Source organism: Sphingobium sp. B11D3D (assembly GCF_025961755.1).
GTDB lineage: Bacteria > Pseudomonadota > Alphaproteobacteria > Sphingomonadales > Sphingomonadaceae > Sphingobium.
Genome location: NZ_JAOQOG010000001.1, coordinates 3,560,841 through 3,580,094, shown reverse-complemented (window position 1 = coordinate 3,580,094; position 19,254 = coordinate 3,560,841). Strand labels below are relative to the sequence as shown.

General features: G+C 66.8%; 22 protein-coding genes. 21 read left to right on the top strand and 1 reads right to left on the bottom strand.

Features of this window, described 5'->3' with window-relative positions; all coding sequences use genetic code 11:
- Together M2334_RS16645 and lptG are read left to right on the top strand one after the other, a co-directional pair.
- The coding region (locus M2334_RS16645; protein ID WP_264606006.1) for an LptF/LptG family permease at positions 1-344 on the top strand (344 nt) is incomplete at its 5' end.
- 3 nt (positions 345-347) lie between these two features.
- On the top strand, positions 348-1,442 hold the full coding sequence (lptG, locus tag M2334_RS16640; protein WP_264574122.1) for an LPS export ABC transporter permease LptG: 1,095 nt from the start codon (positions 348-350) through the stop codon (positions 1,440-1,442).
- A gap of 608 nt (positions 1,443-2,050) precedes the next feature.
- Here lptG and M2334_RS16635 read toward each other — a convergent pair.
- Complete coding sequence (locus M2334_RS16635) at positions 2,051-2,866, bottom strand: flagellin (protein WP_181560905.1); 816 nt, start codon at positions 2,864-2,866, stop codon at positions 2,051-2,053.
- Between the two features lie 374 nt (positions 2,867-3,240).
- Here M2334_RS16635 and M2334_RS16630 point away from each other — a divergent pair, with 374 nt between their 5' ends.
- From M2334_RS16630 to fliS, 19 genes are all read left to right on the top strand, one after another.
- Positions 3,241-4,500, top strand: a complete 1,260-nt coding sequence (locus tag M2334_RS16630) for a sigma-54 interaction domain-containing protein (RefSeq protein ID WP_264606005.1) — start codon at positions 3,241-3,243, stop codon at positions 4,498-4,500.
- 17 nt (positions 4,501-4,517) lie between these two features.
- Positions 4,518-4,874 carry a flagellar hook-basal body complex protein FliE gene (gene fliE, locus M2334_RS16625; RefSeq protein WP_181560903.1) on the top strand — a complete coding sequence of 119 codons (357 nt, stop codon included), beginning with the start codon at positions 4,518-4,520 and terminating at the stop codon, positions 4,872-4,874.
- 4 nt (positions 4,875-4,878) lie between these two features.
- Positions 4,879-6,645: a flagellar basal-body MS-ring/collar protein FliF gene (fliF, locus tag M2334_RS16620; RefSeq protein ID WP_264606004.1), complete on the top strand. Its 1,767-nt coding sequence runs from the start codon at positions 4,879-4,881 to the stop codon at positions 6,643-6,645.
- Positions 6,638-7,654 (top strand): flagellar motor switch protein FliG, encoded by a 1,017-nt coding sequence (fliG, locus tag M2334_RS16615; protein ID WP_264571519.1) that lies wholly within the window; start codon positions 6,638-6,640, stop codon positions 7,652-7,654. Before fliF ends, fliG begins: the two co-directional genes overlap by 8 nt.
- The gene (locus tag M2334_RS16610) at positions 7,647-8,330 is read left to right on the top strand and encodes a flagellar biosynthesis protein (protein ID WP_264606003.1); all 684 of its coding nucleotides are present in this window, start codon (positions 7,647-7,649) and stop codon (positions 8,328-8,330) included. Before fliG ends, M2334_RS16610 begins: the two co-directional genes overlap by 8 nt.
- Positions 8,327-9,658, top strand: coding sequence for a FliI/YscN family ATPase (locus tag M2334_RS16605; protein WP_264574126.1), 1,332 nt, complete (start codon positions 8,327-8,329; stop codon positions 9,656-9,658). The genes M2334_RS16610 and M2334_RS16605 overlap by 4 nt, the downstream gene beginning before the upstream one ends.
- Positions 9,655-10,083, top strand: coding sequence for a hypothetical protein (locus tag M2334_RS16600; protein WP_264576889.1), 429 nt, complete (start codon positions 9,655-9,657; stop codon positions 10,081-10,083). The genes M2334_RS16605 and M2334_RS16600 overlap by 4 nt, the downstream gene beginning before the upstream one ends.
- A complete protein-coding gene (locus tag M2334_RS16595) occupies positions 10,080-11,471 on the top strand; it encodes a flagellar hook-length control protein FliK (RefSeq protein WP_264606002.1) in 1,392 nt (463 codons plus the stop codon). Before M2334_RS16600 ends, M2334_RS16595 begins: the two co-directional genes overlap by 4 nt.
- 12 nt (positions 11,472-11,483) lie before the next feature.
- On the top strand, positions 11,484-12,104 hold the full coding sequence (gene fliL / locus M2334_RS16590; protein ID WP_264571515.1) for a flagellar basal body-associated protein FliL: 621 nt from the start codon (positions 11,484-11,486) through the stop codon (positions 12,102-12,104).
- Positions 12,105-12,142: 38 nt separating this feature from the next.
- Entirely contained in the window at positions 12,143-13,012 is an 870-nt protein-coding gene (locus M2334_RS16585) for a flagellar motor switch protein FliM (RefSeq protein ID WP_264593453.1), read from the top strand.
- Between the two features lie 11 nt (positions 13,013-13,023).
- Complete coding sequence (gene fliN, locus M2334_RS16580; protein WP_181560894.1) at positions 13,024-13,353, top strand: flagellar motor switch protein FliN; 330 nt, start codon at positions 13,024-13,026, stop codon at positions 13,351-13,353.
- Positions 13,350-13,622, top strand: a complete 273-nt coding sequence (locus tag M2334_RS16575; protein ID WP_181560893.1) for a flagellar biosynthetic protein FliO — start codon at positions 13,350-13,352, stop codon at positions 13,620-13,622. Before fliN ends, M2334_RS16575 begins: the two co-directional genes overlap by 4 nt.
- Before the next feature lie 103 nt (positions 13,623-13,725).
- Positions 13,726-14,556: a flagellar type III secretion system pore protein FliP gene (fliP, locus tag M2334_RS16570; RefSeq protein ID WP_264593452.1), complete on the top strand. Its 831-nt coding sequence runs from the start codon at positions 13,726-13,728 to the stop codon at positions 14,554-14,556.
- A 22-nt stretch (positions 14,557-14,578) separates the two neighbouring features.
- Positions 14,579-14,851: a flagellar biosynthesis protein FliQ gene (gene fliQ, locus M2334_RS16565; protein WP_181560891.1), complete on the top strand. Its 273-nt coding sequence runs from the start codon at positions 14,579-14,581 to the stop codon at positions 14,849-14,851.
- Positions 14,848-15,624 (top strand): flagellar biosynthetic protein FliR, encoded by a 777-nt coding sequence (gene fliR / locus M2334_RS16560; RefSeq protein WP_181560890.1) that lies wholly within the window; start codon positions 14,848-14,850, stop codon positions 15,622-15,624. Before fliQ ends, fliR begins: the two co-directional genes overlap by 4 nt.
- A gap of 3 nt (positions 15,625-15,627) precedes the next feature.
- Positions 15,628-16,773 carry a flagellar biosynthesis protein FlhB gene (locus tag M2334_RS16555; RefSeq protein WP_264574129.1) on the top strand — a complete coding sequence of 382 codons (1,146 nt, stop codon included), beginning with the start codon at positions 15,628-15,630 and terminating at the stop codon, positions 16,771-16,773.
- Positions 16,774-16,831: 58 nt separating this feature from the next.
- On the top strand, positions 16,832-17,275 hold the full coding sequence (locus M2334_RS16550; protein WP_181560888.1) for a hypothetical protein: 444 nt from the start codon (positions 16,832-16,834) through the stop codon (positions 17,273-17,275).
- Positions 17,276-17,395: 120 nt separating this feature from the next.
- Positions 17,396-18,778 (top strand): flagellar filament capping protein FliD, encoded by a 1,383-nt coding sequence (gene fliD / locus M2334_RS16545; RefSeq protein WP_264571513.1) that lies wholly within the window; start codon positions 17,396-17,398, stop codon positions 18,776-18,778.
- Between the two features lie 76 nt (positions 18,779-18,854).
- Positions 18,855-19,223 (top strand): flagellar export chaperone FliS, encoded by a 369-nt coding sequence (gene fliS / locus M2334_RS16540; RefSeq protein WP_264576883.1) that lies wholly within the window; start codon positions 18,855-18,857, stop codon positions 19,221-19,223.
- Positions 19,224-19,254 lie beyond the last annotated feature (31 nt).

Here is a 19,254-nt window from a genome sequence, read left to right as displayed (position 1 = left end):
TGTTGCTGCCGCTCGCGGCGATTGCCTTCGCGATCCCGCCGAAACGCTCGACCTCCGCGCTCGGCGTCTTCCTGTCGATCGTCTTCATCGTCACCTATCACAAGATCAACCAGACGATGCAGTCGCTGGGCGCACTGGGCCGGATCGATCCGTTTCTGGGCCTGTGGGGACCGTTCCTCATTTTCGCCGGGATCATCGCCTGGCTCTATTATCAGACCGCCTATGTGCCCGGCGGCCAGCCCATCGGCGCGCTGGATCGTCAGTTCGCCAAGCTGCTCGGCCTGTTCAAGTCGCTGCTCAAATGGTTCGGCGACCGGCGTTACCGCAAGGCACATCGGGGGTAGGCCATGCTGCTCAACTTCTTCCCTTCCCGCGCGCTGGCGCTGTATCTGGGCAAGACCTTCCTGCTGCGTTGCCTGGCGATGCTGGCGATGCTGGTGCTTATCCTGCAGATGCTCGATCTGCTGAGTGAGGCAGGCAAGGTGCTGGCCTATCCCGGCAATGGCGATGCGCAGCTGTGGCAATATGTCAGCCTGCGCGCGCCGCAGATCATCTCCCGCTTCCTGCCCTTCTCGGTGCTGCTCGGCACGCTGATCACGCTGGCGACGCTCAATGCCAATAGCGAGGTTGTGGCGATGAAGTCGGGCGGGCTCTCGGCCCACCAGATTCTCGCGCCGCTCATATTGGCCAGTCTTGCCGTGGCGGCGATCAGCTATGTGTTCAACGAGCGGGTAGTGGTGCGCGCCACCGCGACGCTCACCGCCTGGGAGGCCGCCAAGTTCGGTCCCATCCCCTCGGACCCGGGGGTCAAGGGCAATGTCTGGGTGCGGCACGAGGATGATCTCATCCGGGCCGGGACGATCACCGGCCGCGGCAATGCCGTGCGGCTGCAGGACGTGAACGTGTATGACCGGCATAACAACGCCCTGATCTCCATCGTCTACGCTAAGCACGGGCGCTTTACCCCGGATGGCTGGCTGCTTGAGGATATCCGCGTGTTCGATGTCGTGCGCGGGGTCAGCCGCCATGTCGACCGGATGGTTGTCGGCAAGGGGGTTACGCCGGACCAGTTCACGCTGTCTTCGGTCGATCCCGACGCCATGTCCTTTGCCGATCTGAGCGAGGCGATCGATACCTTGCGCGAGGCGGGGCGCCCGGTTGCATCGCTCGAAGGGTCGCTCTGGCACAAGATCAGCGGGCCCTTGTCGGCATTGCTCATGCCGTTGCTGGGCTCTGTCGCCGCTTTTGGTATTGCACGCTCCGGCAAGCTGTTCGTGCGCGCGGTGATCGGCATGGCGTTGGGCTTCGCCTTCTTCGTGGCCGATAATTTCGCGCTCTCCATGGGCAATCTGGGGGTGTACCCCCCGATGCTGGCGGCCTGGGCGCCGTTCCTGCTCTTTCTGGTGGTTGGCGAAGCGGTGTTGATTACCACGGAGGAATAGCGCTCTGCCCGGATGGGCGGGGCGGTCCTTCGATACGCCGCTTCGACAGGCTCAGCAGCTACTCAGGACGAACGGAAGTGGATCCTTGGCACGCCACGTGCTGGATCGGAGCGGAACCGACACTGTTTTCCCAAGCTCGGAATTTTGTCCACGCCGCCTAACCTCCCGTTCGTGTCGAGCCCTTCGACTGCCCGCAGGGCGGGCGCTCAGGATAAACTTCAGCCGAAGGCTGAAGTCGAGACACGGTACGCTTCACCCTTCTCGACTTCGCTCGAAGCGAACGGAGTGGTGGTGCGATGGAAGGGATCATGGCTGGCCACTCCCCTTCTGGCCTCCGCCCATTGCATGTCCGCATGAGCATCAGGCTGGCGAGCGGCGCCTTCATGCGCGCTCCACGTGCCCGATCAACACCTCTCGCTTGTCCGCCGGGGGCCGGCGCCTCGCTCGCCTACAGGAGAAGAAACCCTCCGCCCGGGGGAGCGAAGGGTTTCCATATTCCCTGTTGGGGATGCTGACCCCCGGCACGATGGGGACTCTATGGTGCCGGGGGTCAACCGGGCCGGCGAGTGTGGACCAGTACCCTCGCCGTCCGATCTTAGGTGCTGCCCTTAGCGGAGCAGGCTGAGCACGCCCTGCTGGCTCTGGTTCGCCTGAGCGAGCATCGCCGTGGAGGCCTGGCTGAGGATCTGGTTCTTGGCGAGCGCCGTCGATTCCTCGGAGAAGTCGGCGTCTTCGATCCGCGAACGGGCGTCGGACAGGTTGGTGATCGTGGTGGTCAGGTTGCTGGCAGCCGATTCGAGGCGGCTCTGCGTGGCACCGAGATTGGCACGGCCGGTAGCAACCGCTTCGATCGCCGTGTCGATGGCGGTCATCGCTGCACCGATCGTCGTGCCGGCGCCGCCGATGTTCGGTGCGGCGGTGGCGAGCGCGGTGAGCGCCGTCGTTACGGTCGAGGTGTCAACCGAGACAGTGTCGGTCGAGCCGGTGCCGACCTGGATCGAGGTGGCCGTCGCGCTGAACAGGGCCACGCCGTTGAACTCCTGACCCTGCACCTTAGCGATCTGGTCGGTCAGCGCGGTGACTTCCGCCTGCAGATTGTCACGAGCGGCGGTGTCGTTGGTGCCGTTCTTCGCCTGCACAGCCAGTTCCTTCATGCGGACCAGCATGTTGGAGATGTCGCCCAGCGCGCCTTCAGCGGTCTGCGCCAGCGAGAGGCCATCATTGGCGTTGCGGCGTGCGGCAGCGAGGCCACGGACTTCGGCGGTCATCTTGGTGGCGATGGCCAGGCCGGCGGCGTCGTCCTTCGCGGTGTTGATGCGCTTGCCGGAGGACAGGCGCTCCATGGCCTGCGACAGGCCCTGATTCGCAGCGGCCGAGGCATTCTGGGCCCGAATCGCGGACACGTTGGATGCAATAACAGTCATGTGGTTTCCTTTCCCGCTTCACTGAGGGTCGCTGCCCTTTGGCGGTGGCGGCCTCGAAACCACAGAACGGATAAGGCCTCAGGAGCTTTAGGTGACCGTCTCAAATTTCCCGAAATCACCAATTAATATAATGAAATAAAACGATATATTTTGCAACAAAGTGCGGCGGGATGGTTCGTCGAGAGGGAGAGCGGAGGCTCTGCACGTCAAGCGCGACATGATTTTCGCGCCTTCAGACGGTCGGCAAAATCCTGCCGCACTGCGGCAATGGTTCGCCGTCGTTAACCGAATGCTAAGCATTTTTTATCACTTTTAACGGGCAAGACGGGGGTGGCTCGCAAGAGCCCGGACTGGACCAAAACGGGGGCTTACGCATGTTGCATGTCGACATGAGTCAGCGCGTACAGCGGCTGTTGCCGGATCTGGACGTGTGGCTCGATACTGCCTGCTTTTCTGTACGAACGGTGGGTGCGGACACGCCGCGTGGTAAATCGGTTCAGCGCATTCTCCTCGCCGAGGAAATTGCCGACGCAACGTGTCGCGACCTGCTGATCGAGTGGCGCGAGGGTGCGCCGCGCTTCATGCCCGCCTCCAATGGCTTCCCCGCCCGCATTGCCTTCGGTGCGCAGGACAAGGCGATGGCTTTTGCCCTGATCGCCGAACTGCTCCGCCCGGCGCGGATGCCGGCGGTGGGAGACGAGAGCAGCGCCATGCTGATGCGCCTCGCCCAGCGGATCGCCGCCAGCGATGCGACGGTGCTCGTTCAGGGCGAGACCGGCACAGGCAAGGAGGGCATTGCACGCTTCCTTCATGATATGAGCCCGCGCGCCGACAAGGATTTCATCGCCGTCAATTGCGCGGCGCTGCCGGAAACCATGATGGAAGCCATGCTCTTCGGTCACAAGAAGGGCAGCTTCACCGGTGCTGGCGCGTCGTCCGACGGTCTGTTCCTCGCTGCCAATGGCGGCACGCTGTTCCTCGACGAAATCGCCGAACTGCCGCTGGCCCTGCAGGCCAAGCTGCTGCGCGCGCTGCAGGAAGGCGAAGTGCTTCCCGTCGGCGCGACGCATCCGGTGCCGGTCGATGTGCGCGTCGTCGCCGCCTGCAACCGCGATCTTTCGGCGGAAGCCGATGCCGGTCGGTTCCGTGCGGACCTTTACTGGCGGCTCAATGTGATGCCGCTGCACCTGAGCGCGCTCGCAAGCCGTCCGGGTGACATTCCGGCGATCACCGCTTCGTTTCTGCTGCGTCATCAGGGCGGCCAGTCCGGCTTTGCCTGGCCGACGCCCGCTGCCCTGGGGCATCTCGCCGCGCACAGTTGGCCGGGCAATGCCCGTGAGTTGGGCAATGTCCTGCAGCGGGCCATCGTGCTGCGGGAAGGCGACCAGATCGACGTGAGCGATCTCAGCCTTGCCGGCAACGCCATGCCCGCGCCCGTTCCGGCCGAGCCCGCGCCGCTGCCGGCCCGCGCTCGTCTTCAGGATGTTGCCCGCGCCTCGGCGATGGACGCCATTCGCCTCGCTCTGCGCGATACCGGCGGGCATCGCGCCCGCGCGGCGCGCATCCTTGGCATTTCCGAACGTACCCTGCGCTACCGTCTCGCTGAAATGCGTGACCTCGCGCTGGCTAGCTGAGCGCAGGAGGCATCATCATGTCGGGACTTTCGGTCGATAGCGTGCTGGCCCTGCGCCAGAGCATTCTCCAGCGTAACTCCGCGATTCAGGACGCCGCGAAAAGCGCCGCCGGTGCCGCGACCGGCGGCGCGCCCGCCAGCAGCCCTGCGGGTGGCGCCGATTTCGCGGACGCCATGCGCAGCGCCATCGAGGGCGTGAACAAGCTGCAGACCCAGTCGAGCGACGCGACCGCCGCTTATGAGCGCGGCGAGACCACGGACATCGCGGCCGTGATGCTGACGCGCCAGCAGGCGTCGGTGGGCTTCGAGACGACCCTGCAGGTCCGCAACAAACTCCTGTCCGCCTACAAGGACATCATGAGCATGCCGGTGTAATGAGATGAGCGACGCGAACATCACCACCACCACTGGCAACCAGGCAGCGATGCAGCCCGGCTTGCCCGCCCTCTCCGGGTCTGGCGCGGGCTTTGCGGCCGGCGCGCAGGGCATGAAGCTGCGCCTCACCGGCCTGCTCCAGCAGCCCGCGGTGCAGCGCAGCCTGCCGATGATCGGGCTCATCACCGTTGCCGCCCTCGCCGCGCTGGCCTGGCTGGCACTGCGCGAGCCGCCGCAGCGCGACCTGTTCCGGGGCCTGCCGGAGGCCGATCAGGCCGCCGTGGCCGAGGCGCTGGGCAAGAGCGGTATCGCCTATAATTTCGATCAGACGAGCGGTGCGATCACCGTCGCCGAGACCGATTATTTCAACGCCAAGATGAAGCTCGCCGCCGAGGGCCTGCCCCGCAGCGCGCCGACCGGCGACACGCTGATCGACTCCATGCCGATGGGCGCGAGCCGCGCCGTCGAGGGCGAGAAGCTGCGCAGCGCGCGCGAGATGGATCTGGCCCGCACCATCGAGGCGATCGATGCGGTCACCAAGGCGCGGGTCCACCTCGCGGTCGAGGCGCCGAGTATCTTCCTGCGCGAGCGCTCCCGCCCGACGGCATCCGTGATGCTGCAACTGGCCAATGGCCGCTCGCTGTCCGAAGGGCAGGTCGAGGCCATCGTGCATCTGGTCGCCTCCTCCGTGGGCGACATGGCGCCGGAATCGGTGTCGGTCGTCGATCAGAATGGCCGCCTGCTCAGCAATGCGACGGGGGCGGGCGCGGAGACGGATCGGCAGATTCAGATCCAGAGCCGCATCGAGGATCGCTACCGTCAGGCTGTGACCGCGCTGCTCACACCGATCATCGGTGCCGGCAAGTTCTCGACCGAGGTGCATGCCGAGGTGAACTTCGCCGAGCGGCAGGCCACGCGCGAAACCTATCCGCAGGACGAAGCCCGTCTGCGCGCCGAAAACGGCAGCTGGAACACGGATGCGCAGGGCAATGCCAATGCCACGCCGGGCGGCATCCCCGGCGCGCTGCAGCCCAATCCGCCGGTCAATCCCGCCGATCCGGGCGGCCCGCCGCCGACGCAGGCGCAGGCACAGGCCAACGCCATGCAGACGCCGCCCGCACCCGGCATGCCGCCGTTCAAGACGACCGAAACCTTCAACCGCAGCTTCGAGCTGGGCCGCGAAGTCTCCGTGACGCGGGACGCCGTGGGCACCGTGCAGCGCCTGTCCATCGCCGTCGCGCTGGATCAGGGCACCGATGGCAAGCCGCGCACCCCGCAGGAGATCGCGGCGCTCGAGGCGCTGGTCAAGGGCGCAATCGGCTTCGATCAGGCGCGCGGTGACGTGGTGGCGATTTCTTCGCGCAAGTTCGCCGAAGCCGCCGGGGACGCCGCCACCGATGCGACGCCCTGGTATCAGGAAGCCTGGGTGGCGATGCTCGCCCGTAACGTCTCGGCCCTGCTCGTCGCGCTGCTGCTGCTGGTCGGCATCGGCCGTCCGCTGCTCAAGCGCTGGTCCGCCGCGCAGGCGGAGCGTCAGGTGCTCGATGCGCAGATCGGCCAGCAGATCGGCACGGAAATCCAGGCCGAGATCGGCCGGGCCTCGGCGGCGGTGCATGACCCCGCCCAGCCGGTGACCCTCGATATGATCAGCGCCACGCATGACTATAGCGATCGCGCCACGCTGATCCGCAACTTTGTGAAGCAGGACCCTGATCGCGCTGCGCTCGTCGTTCGCGATCTCCTCAAGGATGGAGTGAAGGCCGATGGCTGAGGTCGAAGCCGCCCGCCCGCTCACCGGCAGCGCCGCTGCCGCCGTGCTGCTGATGCTCTTCGAGGAAGACGAGGCCGCGCAGATCCTCTCCCGGCTGGAGCCGGACGAGGTGCGCCAGCTCGGCTACGCCATGTATGACGTCGCCGATGTCGAGGTGGACGAGGTGAATGCCGCGCTCGACCAGTTCGTCTCCAAGGCGCGGGGCCGCACCACCATCGGCTACGGGGCGACGCAGCATATCCGCGGCGCCATGCACAAGGCGCTCGGGCCGGATCGCGCGGACAATATGCTCGCGCGCATCACGCCGCCGACGCGCTCGACCAAGCTCTCGATGCTCAAATGGATGGAACCGGCTGAGATCGCCGCGATTATCGAGCCCGAGCATCCGCAGATCATGGCCATCGTGCTGGCCCATCTGGACCCCGCCGTGGCGGCCGCGACCCTGCAGCTGCTGCCGGCCGAGGTGCAGGACGATGTCGTCTATCGCGTCGCCACGCTCGGCCCGGTGAGCACCGAGGCGCTGGACGAGTTGGAGCAGCTCATTGCCTCGCGCCCGGCGCAGGGCCGCTCGTCCGCCGGCACCACCAAGCGCGGTGGCACCAGCGAGGCCGCCGCGATCATGAACAACATCCGCAAGGATCATGAGCAGCGCATCATCAAGGCGCTGAACAAGCGCGACCGCAATGTCGCCCAGCTCATCGAGGACGAGATGTTCGTCTTCGAAAATCTGCAGGCCCTGTCGGACAAGGATCTCGGCACGCTCATGCGGGCGGTGGACAACGCCATTCTCGTCGTCGCGCTCAAGGGGGCGAGCGACACGCTGCGTACGCGCATTCTGGGCTGCATGTCGCAACGCGCCGCCCAGTCCATTCAGGACGAGATGGACGAGCGCGGCCCGATGCGCCTTGCCGAAGTGATGGAAGCGCAAAAGGCGATCATCGCCGAGGCGCGCCGCATGGGCGAGGAAGGGGCGATCATGCTGGGCGGAAAGGGCGACGACTATGTCTAGGATCTGGTCGGCCGACTCCGTCAGTGGCGCCGCACCGCTGGAGAGTTGGGGCAATTTCGGCAGCGTCGGGCGCGATGGCAGGGGCTTTCGCCACCTCTATGCCGAGGAGCAGGGCCATCGGGCCTGGAATGTGACCTTTCCCGGCGGAAGCGGGCCCGGCGGCGACTATGATGAAACGCTGGCCGCTCAGGCGCCGGTCGACCCCATTGAGGAAGCCGCGCGCGATGCCTTCGTGCAGGGCTTTCAGGAAGGCGAGCGCATCACGCGCGAAGCCGCCGAGCAGGACGATGCGGCGCGGCGGGAGCTGGCTGCCGCCGTTCTGGCGCTCGGCAAAGTGGATGAAGGCGCCTTCGCCACGCTGCTGTCCCAGGCGGTCATCCGTCTGGTCGGCCAGATCGTGGGTGAAGTGCCGATCGATGCCGATGTGCTCCGGGCGCGCTGCGAGGCAGCAGCCGCCTGCATCGACACCGAGGATGCCAAGGCCCGGCTGGAGGTCAACCCCGAGGATCTGCCGCTGTTGCAGGCCGAGCCGCTGCGCTTCTCGCTGGCGGCCAGCGCCGATGTGCCGCGCGGATCGGTCCGTCTCGCCACGGCGGAGGGCTGGATCGAGGATGGCCCGGACGTGCGCCTCGCGCGCCTCAAGGCGCTGATGGATGATATGGAGGGCCGACTGTGATCCAGGCGGAACTCGCCCGCGCCACGCGCTTGCTCGATCATATGCAGGTGCCCAATCAGGCGCCGCGCCATGTCGGCCGGCTGGTTGGCCATGATGGCGGGATGCTCGAAGTGACCGGCTTCTCCCGCCCCATCGGCGCCGGCGCGCGCATTCGTGCAGCCGATGGCATGTCGGTGCGCGCCGAGGTCGTTGGCTTCCGGGGCAGCCGCGCCGTGCTGGTGCCGCTGGATCAGGATGCGCCGCTGGAAAATGGCGCGCGCGTCGAGCCAGACAGCGCCGCCAATATGGTGCAGGTCGGCGAGGGGCTGATCGGCCGCGTCATCGATGCGATGGGCCAGCCGCTCGATCGCAAGGGCCCGGTGCTTGCCAATGGCCAGTGGCCGCTGGCTGGCGTGCGCGGCAATGTGCTGGATCGCGGCCGGGTGCTTGAGCGGTTCGATCTCGGCGTCCGCGCCGTGAATGCCTTGCTCACGGCCGGGCGCGGCCAGCGTATCGCCATCATGGCCGGTTCGGGCGTCGGTAAATCGGTGCTGATGGGCCAGATGATCGCCGGGGCCGAGGCGGACGTGATCGTCACCGGTCTCATCGGCGAGCGCGGCCGCGAGGTCAGCGACTTCCTCGAGACCAAGATCGGCGGCGCGCTCATGAACAAGAGCGTCGTGGTTGCCGTTCCGGCCGATCATCCGCCGGTGCTGCGCCTGCGCGCGGCTGCCCGGGCGACCGCCATCGCCGAATATTTCCGCGCGCGGGGCAAGCAGGTGCTGCTGCTCATCGACAGTCTTACCCGCTGCGCCCATGCCCAGCGCGAGATCGGGCTGTCGCTGGGCGAGCCACCGGCGATGAAGGGCTATCCGCCCTCGGCGCTGTCGCTCATTCCCCGCCTTGTCGAGCGGGCGGGCGTGGACAGCCGCTCGGGCGGGTCGATCACCGCGATCTACACTGTGCTGGCCGATGGCGACGATACCGACGACCCCATCGTCGATACCGCGCGCGCTATTGTCGACGGGCATATCGTGCTCTCGCGGCACCTCTCCGAGCAGAGCATCTTCCCGGCCATCGACGTCGGGCGCTCGCTCTCGCGCGTGATGGCGGACATCGTCGATGACGAGCATCTGCGCGCCGCCGCCAATTATCGGCGGCTGTGGGCGGCCTATGAGGAAAATCGCGATCTCATCCTGATGGGCGCCTATCGCCCCGGCAACGATCCGACCATCGACGAGGCCGTGGAACGCCGGCAGCAATTGCTCGGCTTCCTGCGCCAGAGCAGCAAGTCCACGATTGACGTCGATACGAGCGCCGCGGCGCTGATCGCGGAGTTCGGCGCATGAGCCGGATGGTCGCCGCGCGCAAGCGCCTCGTCCGGGTGCGGGACGTGCAGCATAATCAGGCCGTCGCCGCGCTCACGCTTGCGCAGGACGAGGCGAGCCAGATCGCCAGCAATGCCCGCCGCATCGCGCAGGTGCGCGAGGAGCTGTGCGGCCAGAGCGGGCAGCAGATTGGTGGACTCTTCGCTGCGCGGCGCGAACTGGCCAGCCGCCTCGAACGCGCCGGCCGGCAGCTCGATGGCGCGCTGTTCGATGCCAATCGGCGGATCGACGCGCGCGATGCGGAACGGGTGGTGGCGGATCGTGAACGCGAAATCGCCGAGCGCCTCAAGGACAAGGCCAAGGCCGCACGGGAAGCACTGCGCGAAGCCAGGCTGGCCGCGCAGCCGCGCGTCCGGCGGATGCAGAACAGGGGACTGGAAGAATGATCAACATCACGTCGCTCTTCAGCATGATGACGGGGCGCACGCCTGCTGCCGATGCGAAGGCCGGGGAGCCGGGCCTCGCCACGGGCGGGCAGTTCGCTGCGCTTGTCGAGCTGGCTGCGCTGAACGGCAATGCTCCGGCGGCCGGGGGCGCGGGCCTCAGCCTTGTCGTCGACAATGACGGGACCGCCACGACCGGCCGGGCCGGAGCACCGGACGAAGGCTTCAGCGCCGATATCCTCGCGCTGGTCGGCGGTGACAAGCTGGCTTTGACAGCGCCCGATCGGTTCGCGAGCCAGCCCCAGCAGGCTGTTACCGTCGCGGCTCAGCTGCAGGCGCAGCAGGCCCAGCAGGGCGCTGCGACCGCGCAGCCGCCTCAGGATGCCGCCCTGGCGTTGACCGAAGGCGAGCCGAACGCAGACGCCGAGGCCGGTGACACGGCCGCGACGGATGATGGCGCCACCAACGCTGCGGCGCCCGCGCAGCCGCTGCAGGCACAGGTCATTCCCTTCCCGCTCGCACCCGGCATGCCGGCCATGGTTGCCCATGTTGCTGCCGGGACCGGACCCAAGGGAGGCCGTGCCGCCGCTTCATCGCAGGATGGCGCGACGGTAGCCGCCGGCGTGGCAGCGCTCGTTGCCCCCAAGGCCGATGGGGCGGACTCTCCAAAGGCGGAAGGTGCCAGCCTGGCAGATGCTCTGGCGGCGCAGGGCGCCACGACCGGCAAGGCCGCGGCGCCGTCTCCAGACATGGCCCAGCGCTTCGTCATCGACTTGCCGGTTGGCATCTCGACCGAGAGCGGCGCTGTCAGCAGCAGTGGCGGCGCAGGCCAGGCGGCGCCTTCGGCAGCCTCGGCGCTGGGCGCACAGGTTATCGACATGGGCGTTTCGGGCCAGTGGATCGATCGGCTTGCCCGCGAAATTGCCGGGCTGGCGGACGGTGGTGGGCATAGCCGCTTCTCGCTCAACCCGCCGCATCTTGGCCGGCTTGAAGTCGACGTGTTCCAGGGCGCCGGCGCCATGGACATCCGCCTGACGGCCGAAACGGATGAGGCCGCACGGCGCCTCAACGAAGGGCGCGGCACGCTGCAGGCCGATGCACGTCTTGCCACCCTGCATCTCGGGCAGATCACGGTCGAGAAGGCCGGCGCCTCCTCGGATACCGCGCGCGATCAGGGTCAGGCGCAGAGCCAGGCCCAAAATCAGGCGCAAAATCAGGCCCAGGGCCAGGCCCAGCGCGATCTGGCGAGCCAGATGCAGCAGCAGGGTCGCGGACAGGATGGCGATCGCGGGACATCGTTCCCGCGCGTCGCCGGGGAACAATCTCGCCAGCCCGATGAGAGCAGGGTCGCCGCGCGCGACAGTGCCGACGGGCATGTGCGCTTTGCTTAAGGGGATCGATCGATGAGTGACGCACCGGACGCCGGCGCCGCCAAGAAGAAGGGCGGCGGCAAGAAGAAGCTTATCATCATCCTGGGCGCCGTGGCGCTGCTGGGTGGCGGTGGCGCGGCGGCGGGGTTCTTCGCCGCTGGCTCCATGCACAAGGAAAGCGGGCCGGCGGAAGACGCCTTTCGCCCGCAGCTGGTGCTGACTGGCGAAAAGCCCGAAGAGGTCGCCAAGACCTGGGCCGCCAAGGCCGCCGAGCAGCACGCGCCGGAGCGCGAGGGCAAGGGCGTGGATCTGCCCCGCCCGGCCAATGCTTCGGCCTATCAGGCGACCTATTTCCAGATCCCGGCGCCGTTCACCTCCAACCTCGCGGACAGTGACTCCTTCGCGCAGGTCTCGATCGCCGTGTCGACCTATTACGACCAGCGCGTGATCGAGGCGGTGCAGGCGCATGAGCTGCCGATCCGCTCGGCCATCCTGATGATGATGGCGCAGGAGCAGGAGCTCGACCTCTCGACCCCGCAGGGCAAGGAGAAGCTCCAGGCGAAACTTCTGACCGTTATTAACGATGTTTTGAAGGAAAAGACGGGCTACGGCGGCATTGATAACGTTTATTTTACCAATTTCGTTATTCAGTAGCGCCGTGTCCGACGGGGGTCGGACGGGGACAATGAACGATGAATGACGTGCAGCCTTTCGCGCTCGGGCGACAGACCAGTGAGCCGGTCGCCGCGATCAGCGGACTGGAAAAACTCGGCGAGCGGGTCGGCCGCCGGTTGCGCGCGATCATCGAGCCTTATGGGGGCGCGCGTCCGCTGGTCACCGCGCTGCCGCTCGAAGAAACCATGTTCATGATGTGGGATGCGAGCGCTCCGGAGTTCGCCAGCCTCTCGCTCTATCGCCTGCACCCCATCAAGGGGCCGGTGGTGCTGCGCATCGACGCGCCGCTGGTCTCGCTGCTGGTCGATCGCTTCTATGGCGGCAAGGGCGACCGCGCGAGCAGCGACAAGCGCGAGTTCACGCCCACGGAAACGCGGCTCGGTGCCCGGCTTGCCGATGGCATCATCGCGGCGCTGGTCGAATGCTGGGCCGAGATCGCGCCGCTGGAGCCGGTGCTGATCAACCGTGAGACCAATCCGGCCCATGCCCAGCTGATGCCCGGCGAGACGGCCATCGTGGTGCAGGGGTTCGAGGTCGACATGGGCGATCATCGCCCGCGCATCATCGAGTTCATTTATCCCAAGGCCGGCTTTGGCGGGCTGGAGATCGTCGGATCGCCCAAGGCGGGGGACGAGGCGCGGCCGGCCGATCCGGTCTGGCGGACCCGTCTCGCCACCCGGCTGGACGATGTGCGCTTCCCCGTCCGCACGGTGCTGGCGCGGCCCAATCTCAAAATGGCGGAGCTGATGTCGCTGAAGCCCGGCGACGTCATCCCCATCCACATCGCGCGGCAATTGCCGCTGCTCGTCGGTGACCGCGTCTTCGCGCAGGGCACCGTGGGCGAACAGGACGGCAGTGCCGCCTTCATGATCGAAAAACTGGCCTGAGGACCAACATAATGAGCGAGATGAGCGAAACACTCCGGGCTGAGGCCGCCGCACCGGTGGACATGGGTCTGGGCCGCAACATGGCCCTGCTGGCCGATATTCCCGTCCGCATGTCTGTCGAGGTCGGCGCCACACAGCTGCGTCTGGCCGAAATCATGAATCTGGGCGAGGGCAGCGTCGTGCAGCTCGATCGTCAGGCTGACGATCTGCTGGACATCATGGTCAACGGCACGCTGGTCGCCCGGGGCGAGGTGGTGACGGTGAACGGCCGTTATGGCGTGCGCATCGTCGAGATCGCCTCCACCGAGGCGCGCCTCGCCGGGCTCGAGCGCCGCGCATGAGCGCGCTCGCCTGGTATTTCCTCAAGCTGCTCATCATGCTGCCGCTGGTCGGCGGCATGGCCTATGGCGCGCTGTGGCTGTGGCGCAAATATCAGCCCGGCATGCTCGGCGCCGGCCAGCGCGATCGGATGGTCAAGCTGGTCGATGTGCTGCCCATGGGCACGCTCGGCAAGCTCGCGGTCGTGGAATTCGAGGGCAAGCGCCTGCTGCTCTCCGTCTCGCGCGGCAAGGTCGAGAAGATCGCGGAGAGCGAAACCCGTCATGGTTGACCCCATTCTGGCGACTACCCAAGTGCTCCTGCGCAGGCAGGAGCCCAGGGCGCAGTCGCTGTCCCTAGCTGCCCTGGGCTCCTGCTTCCGCAGGAGCACGGGTTTGCTGATCCTCCTTTGCGCTCTTCTCTTTGCCGCGCTGAGCCTCACGCAGCCCGCCTTCGCGCAGACTGCCCCGGCTGCACCCGCCGCCGCGCCCGCGCCGCAAGTGCAGGCACCCGCAACCGGCGCGCTGCCGCAAGGCGCTGCCGCTGCCTCGGGCGGGCTGACCCGCGCGCTCGACGATGTTTCGGGCGATGGGCGCCCGCTCTCCATCTCGCTGCAGATCCTCGTCCTGATGAGCCTGCTGACGGTGCTGCCGTCGCTGGTGCTGATGATGACCAGCTTCACGCGCATCATCATCGTGCTCTCGCTGCTCCGTCAGGCGCTCGGCCTCGCGCAGACGCCGCCGAACCAGGTGCTCGTCGGCCTCGCGTTGTTCCTCTCGCTGTTCGTGATGCGCCCGGCGATCGACCAGATCACCGCCAGCGCCTACACGCCTTATGGTGAGGGTCAGATCAGCATCGAGGAAGCGGTGAGCCGCTCGGGCAAGGTGCTGCATGGCTTCATGGCCAAGCAGACCCGCCAGAACGACCTCGCTCTGTTTCAGAACCTCGCCAACGTGCCGGCCTTCCGCTCGCCCGAGGAGATTCCCTTCTCGATCATGCTGCCGGCCTTCATCACCAGCGAGTTAAAGACCGCCTTCCAGATCGGCTTCATGATCTTCCTGCCCTTCCTCATCATCGATCTCGTCGTCGCCTCCACGCTGATGGCGCTCGGTATGATGATGCTCTCGCCGACCATCATCTCCATGCCGTTCAAGCTGCTGCTGTTCGTGCTGGTGGATGGCTGGGCGCTGACCATGGGCTCCCTCGCCGGCTCGTTCGCGACCTGAGCGGGCAGGAAAGGGACGCATCATGGAAAATGGCGATTTCTTCGTCGGCCTCGCCCAGCAGGCGCTATGGGTTGCCGCGCTCGCGACCGGGCCGATCCTGATCCCGGCCCTGCTGGCGGGCGTCATCATCGGCATGATCCAGGCCGCGACCTCGATCAACGAGGCGACGCTCTCCTTCGTGCCCAAGCTCATCATCGTCGCGGTGACGCTGGCGCTGTTCGGCGGGGCGATCCTGATGCTCATCGCCGATTTCACGCGCGAGATCTTCGAGCGGATTCCGGACCTGCTCAGATGATCGCACCGGCATTTGCGGGCCTCGAGGCGCAGCTGTGGCTCTGGATGCTGGCGATGATCCGGCCCGGCGCCGCATTGCTCGCCGCGCCGATCTTCGGCGCCGCCGCCGTGCCGGTGCAGCTGCGCATCATACTCAGCCTCGCGATCGGCATTGCCGCGCTCAACAGCGCCCCCTTTGCGCTGCCCGAACAAGGGCTGGCCAGCATCGCCGGCATCGCCCTCGTCGCGGCGGAAGTGATTGCAGGCCTCAGCCTCGGCTTCGCCTTGCAGATCGGCTATTCGGCGGCGTTCATTGCCGGCGAGACGATCGCCAATGCCATGGGCCTCGGCTTTGCCTCCATGGTCGATCCGCTCTCAGGCCAGCCAACGCCGGTCGTCGGCCGCTTTCTCTCGATCATTGCTACCTTCCTGCTGCTCGCCATGGATGGGCATCTGCTGCTCATCCAATACGTCGTGATGAGCTACAAGGCGCTGCCCCCGGGCAATCTCATGCCGGCGAGCGCGTTCGAGAGCATCGCGCAGTTCGGCGGCACCATGTTTGCCTCGGGCGTCATCATCGCCCTGCCGGTCACCTTCACGCTCATTCTCGTCCAGCTCGTCATGGGCATGCTCGCGCGCACCGCGCCGTCGCTCAATCTCTTCGCGGTCGGCCTGCCGGCGACGCTGCTGGCCGGCCTCGTGCTGCTCGCCATCGCCGCGCCGGTCATGGGCGAGGCGATCAGCGACGCCTTGCGCCAAGGGCTCGACATGAGCCGCTTGCTGGCGGGCGGCTGAACCATGGCGCAGGAAGCCTCCGGCGGCGGCGAAAAGACCGAGAAGCCAACAGCCAAGCGTCTGACGGACGCGGCCAGCAAGGGCGACATTCTCCAGTCCCGCGAACTCTCCACCGCCATGGTGGTGATGGCCGGCGTCGGCTGGCTCGCGATTGCCGGGCCGGCGTTGATCGACGCCATCCGCCTGATGCTCGCCGAGGCCCTGCGGTTCGATCAGGGCGATATTGCGGGCTTCGCCCCGGAGCAGCGCGCCTATCATCTGCTCGCCATCATCGCGCTGCCGCTCGCGGGCGTGCTGCTGGCGACGGTCGTCGCGGCGATTGCCGCGCCTGCCGTGCTTGGCTCGCTCGGCTTCCGCACCGGCGCGCTCGTGCCCAAGCCGGAGCGCATGAACCCGATCAACGGGCTCAAGCGCATCTTTGGCATGCAGGGCATTATCGAGCTGGTCAAATCCCTCGCCAAGGTGGTGCTGCTCGGCAGCATCGGCGGCGTGCTGCTGTGGCGGCAGTTCGATGCGATTCACGGCATGGCCAAGACCGGGGTGATGCCGGCGATGAGCGAGATGGGCCACATCTTCGTGGTCGTCACGCTCGCGCTCGCGGCGGCCCTGTTCCTCATCGCGGGCATCGACGTGCCGGCGCAGATCTTCCAGCGCATGAAGCGGCTCAACATGAGCAAGCAGGAAGTGAAACAGGAGCACAAGGAGACGGAAGGCTCTCCCGAACTCAAGGGCGCGATCCGCCGGCGGCAATATGAGACGCTCAACGGCTCGGTGCGTAAGGCGGTGGAAGAGGCCACGGTGGTGCTCACCAACCCGACGCACTTCGCCGTCGCGCTGCGCTATCATCCGGGGCGCGATGCGGCGCCTGTGGTAGTCGCGCGCGGTTCCGATGAAATCGCCGCGGCGATCCGCACGCTCGCGGCCGATCAGGGCCGGCCGGTGCTGCAATATCCCGAGCTTACCCGCGCCATCTACTTCACCTCGCGCGCGGGGCAGGAAGTGGACGAACGGCTGTTCATGGCCGTCGCCGCCATCCTCGCCTTCGTCTACCGGATCGAGCACGCCATGGCGACCGAGATGGACCGTCCGCACATCGATCTGCCCGATGCGATGCGATTCGATGCGGATGGGCGCAATATCGTGAATTAAAGCTTAGCCGAACTCGTCCGTCTTTTGTTGATGGGGACACATTAGAAGGCAATGTGTCATGAACGAGTTCTTGCCCCGCGCCGGGGCTGTCACCCCGGTGACCAGCGCAACGGAGCGCAGCCCCTTGGCTGTGCCTGCCGTTTCCCAATCCCGTGCCATGCATGGCGGGGCGGAGGGCGAGACCTCCCGCGCCGCCTTGCTGCGGGATCGCGAACGCTCCGCCGCCGCTGCCGATTATGCCCGCATCCATGCCGAGATCGCCGATGTGCTGGCGCATATCCAGCCCTCGGCCCGCAATGCTGAATCGAGTGTCGAACTGGCCGACCGGGCCATCGTCGCATTGATGCCGAGCCCCGTCGTCATGCTCCCCATGCCGCCGACCGACGAGCAGATGGTCACCTTCGTCGCCAATGTGGCGCAGGCGGTGGCGCGGCAGGCCGGGCTGGCCCAGGCGGCGCAGGCATCGGTCACCTCGCTCATGGTGGAAGCCGCCTCGCACTGAGGGTTCCGGCGCCAAGCGCGCCGCTGTTCGACGACTGAATGCGCCTGCCCTGATTCTTTGCCCGTGGCACTAAAGCCGCGCTCGCCGCTGCCGTTCTGAAGCCTTGAAAGGACGACGGATATGGCGACGGATATTGCGAGCGCACTGGGCATCGGCTCCGGGATCAACATCACCCAGATGGTGTCCGATCTCACCAATGCCTCGTTCCAGCCGCGCCAGAGTGCCGTCCAGTCCCGGCTGGATACCGCCAGTGCCCGCGTGTCGGCGCTGGCCTCCGCCAAAAGCTCGCTCGAGACCTTCTCCAAGGCCCTGACCGACCTGCTGCAGGGCACCGGCTATCGTGGCAATCCGGTCTCCAATGATCCGACCATCGCGGCGGTCTCGCTCATTCCGGGCGGCGTGCCCAAGGGCCTGCCGGCGCAGCTTGAGGTGCGCCAGCTTGCCGCCGGGCAGGTACTCCAGTCCGCCGCGCTGGCCGACAGCGCCGCCGTCGCTGGCACCGGCACGCTCAAGCTCACCGTGGGCAGCACCGAGACGATGATCACCGTCGGCGGCACCGGCACGCTGGCTGACCTTGCCTCGGCCATCAATGCCGCGAATGCCGGCGTGACGGCTTCGATCGTCACCGATCAATCCGGCGCGCGCCTCGTGCTCAAGGGCGAGACCGGCACCGCCAAGGCCTTCACGCTCACTGCCGAGGCCGATGCGGATGCCAATCTCCAGCGCTTCGTCTGGGATGGCGCCGCCGGGACGCTGACGCAGAGCCAGGTCGCCGCGAATGCGCTGATCCGCATCGACAATGTCGATATGGAATTCGGCTCGAACAAGATCACCACCGCCATCCCCAACATCCAGATCGACCTCAACAAGGCGGAGCCGGGCAAGACGATCACCCTCGCCACGGACCAGCCGACCAGCACCATGAGCGATCTCGTTCGCGAGTTCGTCACCGCCTATAATCAGCTCAAGGGCGCCCTCAACGATGCGACGGTCGCGCAGGGCGATACGGCCGGCCTGCTCTCGGGCGACTTTGGCGTGCGGGATCTGTCGCGTCGTCTCGCCGGCCTGGTCTCCCAACCGCTGACCGACAGCGGCACCTATCGCACGCTGAGCGATCTGGGCGTGCGCACCGAACGCAACGGCACGCTCACGCTGGATACCAAGCGGCTCGAAGCGGCGCTGGCGGCTGACCCCGAAGGCGTCACCCAGATGCTCAATCCTGCCGTGCCCAGCGCGACGCAGCCGGGCATTGCCGGCGCGCTCAAGGACATCACCGATTATGTGAACGGCAGCGAAGGGCCGCTCGCCAGTTCCGCAGCCATTTACGGGAAGCAGAAGGCCGCGCTGGAGAAGGAGCTGGAGAAGCTGGGCGATCAGCGCAGCACCTACAGCACCCAGCTCACCGCGACCTACGCGAAGATGCAAACGCGCCTGCTGCAGTTCCAGGCGACGCAATCCTATCTTGAGCAGCAGGTCAAGATCTGGAGCCAGAACAACGACTAACAGTCCGGGCGCAGACGCTGGACGCACCAAATAAGGGATACGCTGTATGTACATGGGTTCGCATCCGATGAGGCCGATGGCCGCGCTCCGCCATTATGCGGCGGTGGATAGCGGCAGCCGCGTCGAGGGCGCCACGCCGCACCAGCTCGTGCGCATCCTGTTCGACGAGCTGCTGCTCGCGCTGGATACCGCCGCACTGGCGCTCAAGGCCGGTGACCGCCACAAATGCCTGGACCGGCAGACGCGCGCGCTCGCCATTCTCCACGCGCTGGAGACGAGCCTTGATTTCGATCAGGGCGGCGAGATCGCCATCAGCCTTGCGACCATCTACCGCGAGACGCGCCGCCGGACGCTGGAGGCGACCGTCGCCAATGATCCCAGCCTGATGGAGAGCGCTCACGGCTTCATCGCGGAAATCGCGTCGGCCTGGAAGCAGATCGGCTGACGGCCTACCCGGCCCGTCCGACGCTCCTTTC